The sequence below is a fragment of the Streptosporangium sp. H16 genome (genome assembly GCF_051918855.1).
Classification (GTDB): domain Bacteria; phylum Actinomycetota; class Actinomycetes; order Streptosporangiales; family Streptosporangiaceae; genus Streptosporangium.
Genome location: NZ_JBPXMD010000056.1, coordinates 22,311 through 31,483, shown reverse-complemented (window position 1 = coordinate 31,483; position 9,173 = coordinate 22,311). Strand labels below are relative to the sequence as shown.

General features: G+C 73.6%; 7 protein-coding genes. 2 read left to right on the top strand and 5 right to left on the bottom strand.

The window, feature by feature from the left end; genetic code table 11:
* Positions 1-121: 121 nt before the first annotated feature.
* A complete protein-coding gene (locus tag ACTOQ2_RS41495; protein ID WP_440107138.1) occupies positions 122-574 on the bottom strand; it encodes a glycosyltransferase in 453 nt (150 codons plus the stop codon).
* Between the two features lie 62 nt (positions 575-636).
* Here ACTOQ2_RS41495 and ACTOQ2_RS41490 point away from each other — a divergent pair, with 62 nt between their 5' ends.
* On the top strand, positions 637-1,953 hold the full coding sequence (locus tag ACTOQ2_RS41490; RefSeq protein WP_440107136.1) for an FAD-binding oxidoreductase: 1,317 nt from the start codon (positions 637-639) through the stop codon (positions 1,951-1,953).
* Positions 1,954-1,978: 25 nt separating this feature from the next.
* A complete protein-coding gene (locus ACTOQ2_RS41485) occupies positions 1,979-2,287 on the top strand; it encodes a helix-turn-helix domain-containing protein (protein ID WP_440107134.1) in 309 nt (102 codons plus the stop codon).
* A 296-nt stretch (positions 2,288-2,583) separates the two neighbouring features.
* Here the strand turns inward: ACTOQ2_RS41485 and ACTOQ2_RS41480 are convergent, their stop codons facing one another.
* From ACTOQ2_RS41480 to ACTOQ2_RS41465, 4 genes are all read right to left on the bottom strand, one after another.
* Entirely contained in the window at positions 2,584-4,569 is a 1,986-nt protein-coding gene (locus ACTOQ2_RS41480) for a BTAD domain-containing putative transcriptional regulator (RefSeq protein WP_440107132.1), read from the bottom strand.
* A gap of 128 nt (positions 4,570-4,697) precedes the next feature.
* Positions 4,698-5,351 carry a GAF domain-containing protein gene (locus ACTOQ2_RS41475; protein ID WP_440071962.1) on the bottom strand — a complete coding sequence of 218 codons (654 nt, stop codon included), beginning with the start codon at positions 5,349-5,351 and terminating at the stop codon, positions 4,698-4,700.
* A complete protein-coding gene (locus ACTOQ2_RS41470; protein WP_440107130.1) occupies positions 5,335-6,162 on the bottom strand; it encodes a S8 family peptidase in 828 nt (275 codons plus the stop codon). The genes ACTOQ2_RS41475 and ACTOQ2_RS41470 overlap by 17 nt, the downstream gene beginning before the upstream one ends.
* Positions 6,159-9,167, bottom strand: coding sequence for an adenylate/guanylate cyclase domain-containing protein (locus ACTOQ2_RS41465; protein WP_440107128.1), 3,009 nt, complete (start codon positions 9,165-9,167; stop codon positions 6,159-6,161). The genes ACTOQ2_RS41470 and ACTOQ2_RS41465 overlap by 4 nt, the downstream gene beginning before the upstream one ends.
* Positions 9,168-9,173: the final 6 nt, after the last annotated feature.

Here is a 9,173-nt window from a genome sequence, read left to right as displayed (position 1 = left end):
CAGGCCCTGCGCGATCCCGGTGTCGATCACGTCCTTGAGGAACGGCGGGTAGCCGAGCAGCACGACCTGGTCGAAGTACGGGGCCAGTTCCGGGATCACCCGTCGGGTTTTCTCCGCCCGGTCACGCCTTCTGGACACCCGACACGCTCACCGCCATGGCGCTTCGGTATCCGGGCCTCGATCTGGCGCCCTGGCGCGAGGCGATCTCTTCCCTACCGGAGTCCGGCACCGCGGGCGCCGGCTTGACGTAGGTGCCGTCGCGGCGGGCCGGCAGCTCCTCCGGGAGGGCGTCCCATCTGGCGCCGACGGACTCCACGTCGTAGGTGGCGGCGGTCGCCGGAGCGCCCCAGGCCGGCCGGTGGCGCAGCTCCTCGTCCTCGATGACGCGGATGAGGGCGGCGGCGAGGCCGGCGTTGGCGCACGGCTTGATCGGCAGCCCGTCGACCTCGCCGGTGATCATCCCCTTGGGGCCGTGCGGGCTGTCGAAGCTGACGGTCGCCGGTCCCCTGGCCATCGCCTCCGGGATCGTCGTCATGGGGAAGCCCTCGCGGCGGGGGCCGTGCCCGGACCCCAACTCGACCTCAGCTCGATCCCAGCCCGGTCGTCCGAGAGTGGGGACGTCGAAAGGGAGAGATCATGACGATCGGGAACGACCTGCGGCGCGCGGTCAGGGGGCCGGTGCTGGCGGCGGGCGACGAGGGGTTCGAGCGGGCCGGGCGGGCGTGGAACCTGGCGGTCGACCAGCCGGTGCTGGCGGTGGTCGAGGCGGAGGACGCCGACGACGTGGCCGCGCTGGTCACCTGGGCCCGCCTGGCCGGGCTGAGCGTGGCCGCCCAGCCCCTGGGACACGGTGCGAGCGGCGATGTGGAAGGGGTGATCCTGCTGCGTACCGGGCGGCTGGGCGGGGTGGAGATACGGCCGGAACGGCGCACCGCGCGGGTCGGCGCGGGGGTGAGGTGGAACGAGGTGCTCGCCGCCGCCGGACCGCACGGCCTGACGGGGCTGGCCGGCAGTTCCCCGGGACCCAGCGTGGTGGGCTACACCCTGGGCGGGGGCCTGAGCTGGTTCGGCCGCCGCCACGGCTTCGCCGCCGACAGCGTGCGCGCCTTCGACGTGGTCGGCGCCGACGGCGCGCGGGCCACGGTCGACGCCGCGTCCGACGCCGAGCTGTTCTGGGCGCTGCGCGGCGGAGGCGGCGACTTCGCCCTGGTGACCGCCGTCGAGTTCGACCTGCACCCGGCGCCGCGCCTGTACGGGGGGCGCGTCCTGTGGCCCGCCGACAGAGCCCCGCGCGTGCTGCGGGCGTTCCGGGAGATCACCGCCGACGCCCCCGGGGAACTGAGCGTCTGGTTCGACCTGCTGCACTTCCCCGGAGCGGCGCCCATGGTCGCCGTGGACGTGACGTTCCTGGGCGAGACGGGGGAGGCCCAGGACCTGCTGCGCCGCCTGGACAAGATCGACGGAGTGATCTCCGACAGCCGGGGCCCGCTGCCGGTGGCCGAACTGGGCTCCATCTGCGCCGAGCCCCTCGCCCCCGGGGCCGGGCGGAATCGGGGGGAGCTGCTGACCGATCTGGACGACGCGGTCGCGGCGACGTTGCTGGCCGCGCCGATCGAACCGCTGCTGAGCGTGCAGATCCGCCATCTCGGCGGCGCCCTGTCCCGCCCGGCCGAGGACGGCGGCGCCTGCGGGCACCTGGCCGAGCCGTACCTGCTGGCCATGTTCGGCCTCACGCCCTCGCCCGAGGCCGCCGACGCCGTACGGGCCCGCCAGGACGGGATCACCGACGCGCTGGTCCCGCGGACCAGCGGGCGCAAGCCCTACACCTCGCTGAGCCCCGGTGAGCGGGCCGCGGCCGCGTTCCCCGGTGACGTGCTGGCCCGGCTGCGCGACGTCAAGCGCTCCCGCGACCCGCGCGGCCTCATCCGAGCCAACTATCCGGTGCTGCGCTGACCGGCCGTCCGACCCGCTGTCCGGTATGCCCTTTGTGGTGTGTCCTGTATTGATGTGCGCTGGTCGGCCCGGCGATCGACGGGCCCGGCGAGCTGCCCGGGACCCCGGACACCTGGCGCGTCGGCGTCAGGCCGCCGTCGCCGTGCACCTGCACCACAGCTCGCTGGCCGCGCGCATCGCGCGGGCGGAGGCCGTCCTCGGCTTCTCCCTCGCCGACTCCGCGGGCAGGCTCCGGGCTCACCTGGCCATGCGGCTGGTACGCCTGCGTCCCTCCGTCGGCGAGACAGGGCCCGGCGCGGCGCGACCACCCGCTCGGCGGAGGCCCGGCGGCTGATCTCCGCATCGAGGACCGTCCCGAAGCCGTGGAAGGCCCCGGGCGGAGGTGAAGCCCGGTGGAGACGTCCGGCCGCACCGGTCGCCGATTTCACGGCCGGAAAAGCGGGACGGGCGGAGTGAGCAAGATGGACAAAGGGCTGCCGGGATTTTCGGTCCTGAAACAATTATCTTTACCGGTTCTCCCGAGCTTCCCGGCATTCCGGCTTCCCCTGGAGGAGCCTGCCGAGGCTTGGCCCGTTAAGGGAAATGCGGAAAGTCCTTTTAATGGGTCATTTGTCGTTTTATGCGCTTTTATCAAGTTCGGGAATCGGTCGCCGGGCCCGATCGGGTGCGGGCACGCGCCTCGCGGAGCCGCCTCTCGGCCGCCGTGCGCTGAGTCGCGGACTCCTCCCGTTCCAGCCGCTCGCGCGCGTACAGGCGCAGCCAGTCGGCGATCAGATAGACCGGAGAGGGCCGGGACTCCGCGGTGACCACGTGGGCCTCGACCAGCTTGTCGGCGACGCCCGCGGCGAACCGCGCGTCGGAGCCGATCAGCGCCGCCAGGTCGTCGACGGTGAACTCGCCGGTCGGCAGCGCGCCCAGGCGCCGCAACGAGGCCCACAGGTCGGGCCCGAGGTCGCGCTCGTAGGTGGCCGCGCACGCGCGCATCGACAGGTCGTCCACCGACAGTTCGTCCAGCAGCGAGTGCTCGTCCGCGAGGCGGCCGGCGAACAGGGGGAGCGGGACGTGCCGGGAGGCGGCCAGCCGCGCTCCGGCGATGCGGACGGCGAGGGGCAGGTTTCCGCAGGTGGCGACCACGCTCAGGGCCGTCGCGGGGTCCGCGTCGACGCGCTCCGCGCCGGCGGTCCGCCGCAGCAGTTCCACGCCCTCCCCGGGGGTGAAGCCCTCCAGCGCCACGTGGTGCGCCGACTCCAGGGCGCTCAGACGCCTCCTGCAGGTGATCAGCACTCCGTTGTCGCCGGTGCCGGGCAGCAGGGGCCGTATCTGCGCCGTGGTCGACGCCTCGTCGAGGATGAGCAGGATGCTGCGCTCCGCGAGCCAGGCCCGGCAGGCGGCGACCCGCTCGCCGGCCCGGCGCGGCGGGTCGCCGTCGAAGCCGCAGGTGCGCAGGATCTCGGCCAGCACGTCGGGAACCGAGCGCTCCCGGCCGCCCGCCGTGCGCAGCCGCACGAAGAGCTGCCCGTCGGGGAAGCGCTCGCGAAGCAGGTGGGCGGCGTGTACCGCCAGCGCCGTCTTGCCCGTTCCCGCCGGGCCGGAGATCACCACCGGCGGGCTGTGCCGGCGGGCGCGGAAGACGTCGAGAACGTCCTGGACGGTCTCGCGGCGGCCGGTGAAGTCGGCCAGGTCGCGGGGGAGCTGGCTGAGGTGGGCGATCACGTCCTGGCCGTTGCCGGTCGAGGAGCGCGGTCTGAGCACGGCCGCGCCGCCACGCCGCGGGCCGCCGGCCAGCGTGGCGCCGAGGTGCTGCGGGCCGCCGGAGGACGGGCTGTCCAGGGACGGGGCGCCCGCGAGAATCGCCCGGTAGAGCCGTTCGAGGACCGGGCTGGGCTGCAGCCCGAGATCCCTGGCCAGCGTCTGGCGCATGTCCTCGTACTGCGCCAGGGCCTCTGACTGCCGACCGCAACGGAACAGCGCGATCATCTGCGTGCTGCGCAGCCGCTCCCTGAGCGGATGGCTGCGGACGTTCTCCTCCAGGGAGTCGATGATGTGCGCATGGTGCCCGAGGATGAGCTCCGCCTCCGCCCAGTCCTCGTAGACCGACATGCGCTCGCTGTGCAGCCGAGAAAGCTCGTCGCTGATCAGCGGCACCTGCGCCATGTCGGGCAGGGGGTCGCCCCGCCAGAGCGTCAGCGCCTCGTGCAGCAGGCCCGCCGCCTTGGTGATCTCGCGGTCGCGCAGGTACTGGCGGCCCCTGCGGGCCAGGGTCTCGTAGTCCAGGATGTCGAGGTGCTGCGGGCCGAGCCGCAGCTGGTAGCCGGGGGGGCGGTAGGTCAGCCGGTCGCGGTTGGCCGTCCCGAGCACGTTCTTGCGCAGCGCGGACACGTAGACCTGGACGTTCTTCAGGGCGGTCCGGGGTGGCTCCTCGCTCCACGCCGCCGTGCTGAGCTGGTCCACCGGCACGATCCTGTTGGCGTGACAGAGCAGCAGGGACAGGAGCACGCGTTGCTTGAAGGGCCCGAGCGGAACCAGGCTGCCGTTGCGGCGGGCCTCGAGAGGGCCGAGTACGGCGAAGGTGGTTTCTCCCGCCTCTGCCTCCTCGCGCACTGCGGTTGCACCCACGGGGGAATTCTCCATTGACTGGTCAGGCGACTTCGGAAGGCTAGCCGGGCTTTGTGAGGCGGGCTCATGGAATTGTTATGATATATGCGCTTTAGTATTAGTAAATGGGTGAATCCTGCCTGAATTGGTCAGGTCTGGTTGTCAACCAGGAGCTCGTGAAGCGAACCGATCAGGCGCAGCCCGGCCTGCCGTTTTCCCGCGGTCCCGCCCGCCAGCGCGGAGACGATGGACACCAGGTCGCCGAACTCGGCTCCGGTGCCGTCCAGGACCCGCCGGGCATAGCGGTTGCGCTGCACGATCCGCAGCGCCGCCGAGGCCTGGGAGGCGAAGAGCGTCAGCAGCGCCAGCTCGTCGATGCTCGCCCGCGCCTGCGGGTGGGGGTCCAGGACCTCCAGGACCCCCAGCGCCTCGTCGTCGTGGACGAGCGGCACCGCCATGAGCCCGCCCGGTACGTACGCGGTCGACTCGGCGATGTCGCGGGCGAACACGGTGCTCGCCGAGAGGTCGTCGACGATCAGCGCGTCCCTGGCGTTCAGCACCCACCCGGCGATGCCCCGCGTGGCGGGGAAGCGCCGCCCGACGAGCACCTGCTCGCCCTCGCCGGAGACCGCCTCGAAGACGAGGTCCCCGTGCTCCTCGTTCACCAGGAAGATCGAGCTGGCCTTGGCGCCGAAGATCACGCGCGCCGTGTCGACGATCGACTGGAGCAGGAGCCGGTGTTCCCTCTCCGAACCGGCGACCGCGGCGGAGATCGCCGCGACCATCTCACCGTTCCCTGTCATCGGGCCTCCTCACGTTCTGAGCGGTCAGGTACATGACGGTCTTCACCTGGAAGGGTGTCAACCCGGGGTGCTTGCTCAGGATCAGCGCGCACCGGGCCGCGACGTGGGGGGTCGCGAAGCTGTTCCCGGTGCACCGGGTGCGCCCGCCGCCGGGCCAGGCCACCTCCACGTCGGATCCGTGGGCGAAGAACTCCACGGGCGGGCGGGGGTTGTAGAGGATCAGGCCGGGATCGTCCTCGGCGTGACTGCCCACGGAGATCACCGACGAGAACCGCCAGGGGAAGCTCTCCACCGGCAGGTTGTGCGCGGACGCCACGAGCACCGTCCGCCGGAAGTAGGCGAGGTCGCCGAGCTCGCGCAGCGGCTCGGCCAGGTGCCTCCTGTTGGTCGACAGGCTCAGGCTCACCACGTCGAACTCCCGCTCGATGGCCCAGCGGAGCCCGGTGACGAGGGCGTCGCCCGTTCCCGAGAAGCCCGCCCCCAGCACCTGGACGCTGTGCAGCTCGCACCCGGGCGCGATCGAGCGGATGATCCCGGCGCACGCCGTTCCGTGCCCGCAGCTGTCGGCGCCGTCGCTCTCCCGCACGACGGCCTTGCCGTCCGGGCCCGTCACCACGGCGTGGGTCGCGTGCACCGGGGCGAGCATCGGGTGGTCACGGTCGACCCCGCTGTCCACGACGCAGACCCGCACGCCGCGCCCGGTGGCGCCCTGCCACGCCCACTCCGGGGTGACGGCGGCGTTGCCCGCGGCGGACACGGCGATGTCGGCCTCGGCGCCGAGCCGCCAGGTGAGGTCGGGGTGGGCGGTCATCGCCGCCCCGCCGACGCCCAGCTCTTGCCGACCAGATGCCCTTTGGCCGCGAACTCGGCCGCCGCGCCGCGCGCGGCCGCCCCGCTCTCCTCGTACGCCCCCAGGAGGGCGAGGCCGCGGGCGTTGCCGAGCAGAACGGTGGCGCGGCAGGTGGGGGAGTCGGTGTCGCGGGCCTCGCGCAGGGCCAGGTCCATGAGCTCGCGGAAGGCGTCCCCGGCGCCCCGGGCGGCGAGCACCTCGGCCTGGATCGCGTGCAGCTCGGCCGTGTTCATCGGCGCGTCGCCCGGCGAGCCCTCCAGGGCCTTGCCCGACCACCGCTCGGCGCCGGCCAGGTCCCCCCGGCGCAGCAGCGTGCCGGCCAGGTCGCGCGAGGCGGTGACCAGGAGCTGGGTGTCGCCGAGTGCCTCCGCCCTGGCGCACGCCCGGAGCAGCAGGTCCCCGGCGACGTCCCAGCGCCCGGCCAGCGACTCGACGGCCGCGGAGAAGATCGGCATGAACGCGTCGGCGTACGCGTGCCGCAGGTCGGCGAAGGATCGGCCGGCCGCCGCGAGGGTGGCCCTGGCCTCGTCGAACTTCCCCCGCGTGGCCAGCAGGACCGCCAGCGGGCAGCGGACGACGGCACGTACGGTCCCGCGGTCCCTGCCGTGCGCGGCCAGCAGGTCGCGGCACCGGGAGATGGCCACGGGGGCCGGCTCGGGACCGAGCCAGAGGGAGGCGGCCATGTTGCCCAGGATCGTCGCGCGTTCCAGCTCGGCGCCGGAGCGCACGGCGTACCCCAGGGCGCGCTGCAGCATCCCCCTCGTCTCGGCGAACCTGCCGCGCCCCTGAGCCTCCTGGGCCACCAGGGTCCAGGCCCTGGCCAGCCCCAGGTCGTCGCCGGCCACCTCGAAGACCGGGATGGCCCGGCGCGCGACCTCGAAGGAGCCCGCGGGATCGAAGTGGCTCAGGTAGAGCGAGGCGTGCGCGGCCACCAGCGCGTCCGAGTCGCCCGTCGCGCGTTCCAGCACCTCGGTGAGCAGCCGCCGCCCCCGCTCGACGTCGCCCAGGGTGATCGCGGTCTCCGCGACCCGCCCGCTGATCCGCGGCCAGCCGGGATGGGCGGGCCCCAGCAGCTCCGCACCCCTGCTGAGCAGCTTCTCCGCCCTGGACAGGTCACTCCTGCGCAGCGCGAGGGTGCCCGCCCCCGACAGCCGGGTCGCGGCCGCGCCGCGCAGCCGGACGGTGTGGTCGTCGGGAGGGCCCAGGTCGGCGCGGTGCCGGTAGGCCCGCTCCAGGTGCGTGCCGACGGCCTCGTCCCCGGCCTCTCCCGCGGCCAGCCAACCGGCGAACCGCTCGTGCAGCTCGGCCCGCCTGCGCTTGGCCATGCCGCCGTACACGACCTCCTGGATGAGGCCGCCGGCGAACCGGAACGTCGCCTCCGTGCGGTGCTCGACGAAGGACTTGCGCTCGAGCTCCTCCAGCAGCTCGCCCGGCTCGTCGGCTCCCGAGACGGCCCGCAGCTCCTCGACGCTGAACTCCCTGCCGACCACGGTGGCGCACTCCAGCATCGCCCTGGCGTCGGGCCCGAGCCTGTCGACGCGGGCCGCGATGAGCGCGCGCACGGTCAGCGGCAGGCCGTGCGGCTCCCCGCCGTCACCGAGCATGGCCACGAGCTGCTCCAGGTACAGGGGGTTGCCCTCGGCGCGCTCGGCGATCCGCTCAAGCAGGGCGCCGTCGTGTGCCGTCACCTCGGCCAGCTCGGAGACCAGGAGCCGGGAGTCGGCCGGCCCGAGCCGGGGCAGGGCCAGCCGGGAGGCGGGCTGCCAGCCCGGCATGCGGTCGAACAGGTCGGAGCGGGCCACGCACAGCACCATCATCGCGGTGTCACGCAACTCCTCGGCGAGGTCGCCGAGCATGTCGAAGACCGGGCCGTCCGCCCACTGCACGTCGTCCAGCACGATCAGCACGTACGTGGAACGCCCCAGGCTTTCCAGGACGCTGCGCAGCGCCCAGGAGGTCTCCTGCTGGGAGGGATTGGGAGTGCCGTCCTTCAGGAGGCCGTCGCGGAGCACGGCCAGGGCCTCGGGGTCGGGCGTGCCCACCGTCACCAGCTCGCGCACCGCCTCGGCCACCCCGAGCAGCGTGCCCCCCGCGCCGTACGGGCGGCAGCGGCCGGAACCGACGAGGACGCCCCGCCGCCCCGCGCGCTCGGCCCACAGCCGCGCCAGCCGGGTCTTTCCCACCCCGGCCTCGCCGTGCAGGGTCACGATGCGGCAGTGGCGCCGGCTGATGATCCCGTCGAGGGTGCGGTCCAGCTCGTGCAGCGGCTCCCGCCTGTCGACAAACGGGATGTCGAACCGCCGGATCACCGCCGGGTCGTCGGAGCGCATCGAGTCCAGCCGCCAGGCGGTGACCGGATGCCGCTTGCCGCGCAGCTCCAGGGGCCCGACCGCGACGCCCACCGCGGAGGAGCCCACCAGGCGCCACGTCTCGGGCCCGAGCAGGATCTCCCCCGGCCCGGCGAGCTGCTGGAGCCGGGCGGTGGCGTTCACCGTCTCGCCCGCGACGAGCGCGTGATCGCCGTGGGCGTGACCCGAGGTGACGACCTCGCCGGTGTTGACGCCGATGCGGGCCCTGAGCCGGATGCCCAGGTCGCGTTCGAGGTCGTCGTTGAGACGTTCGAGCGCCGCCTGCATGTCCACCGCCGCCCGGGCGGCGCGCAGCGCGTCGTCCTCGTGCAGCTCCGGGACGCCGAAGACGGCCATGACGGCGTCGCCGATGAACTTCTCCACGGTGCCGCCGTGCCAGGCGAGCTGGTCGCGCATAAGCGTGAAGTAGCGGATCAGGACCGCGCGGAGCGACTCGGGGTCCAGGTGCTCGCTCAGCGCGGTGGACTCGGCCAGGTCGCAGAAGACCACCGTGACGATCTTGCGCGCCTCCGCCGCCGGCGCGGTGAGACGCGTGCCGCACGACGGGCAGAACCGGGGCCGCCCCGGTGTCTCGGCCAGGCAGGAAGGGCATCGCATGATCGT

Excerpts from the sequence above, each read along its gene's own strand:
- ACTOQ2_RS41475 (WP_440071962.1), bottom strand. The coding sequence starts at position 5,351 with ATGACAGGGAACGGTGAGATGGTCGCGGCGATCTCCGCCGCGGTCGCC.
- ACTOQ2_RS41490 (WP_440107136.1), top strand. The coding sequence starts at position 637 with ATGACGATCGGGAACGACCTGCGGCGCGCGGTCAGGGGGCCGGTGCTG.
- ACTOQ2_RS41465 (WP_440107128.1), bottom strand. The coding sequence starts at position 9,167 with ATGCGATGCCCTTCCTGCCTGGCCGAGACACCGGGGCGGCCCCGGTTC.
- ACTOQ2_RS41485 (WP_440107134.1), top strand. The coding sequence starts at position 1,979 with ATGCCCTTTGTGGTGTGTCCTGTATTGATGTGCGCTGGTCGGCCCGGC.
- ACTOQ2_RS41470 (WP_440107130.1), bottom strand. The coding sequence starts at position 6,162 with ATGACCGCCCACCCCGACCTCACCTGGCGGCTCGGCGCCGAGGCCGAC.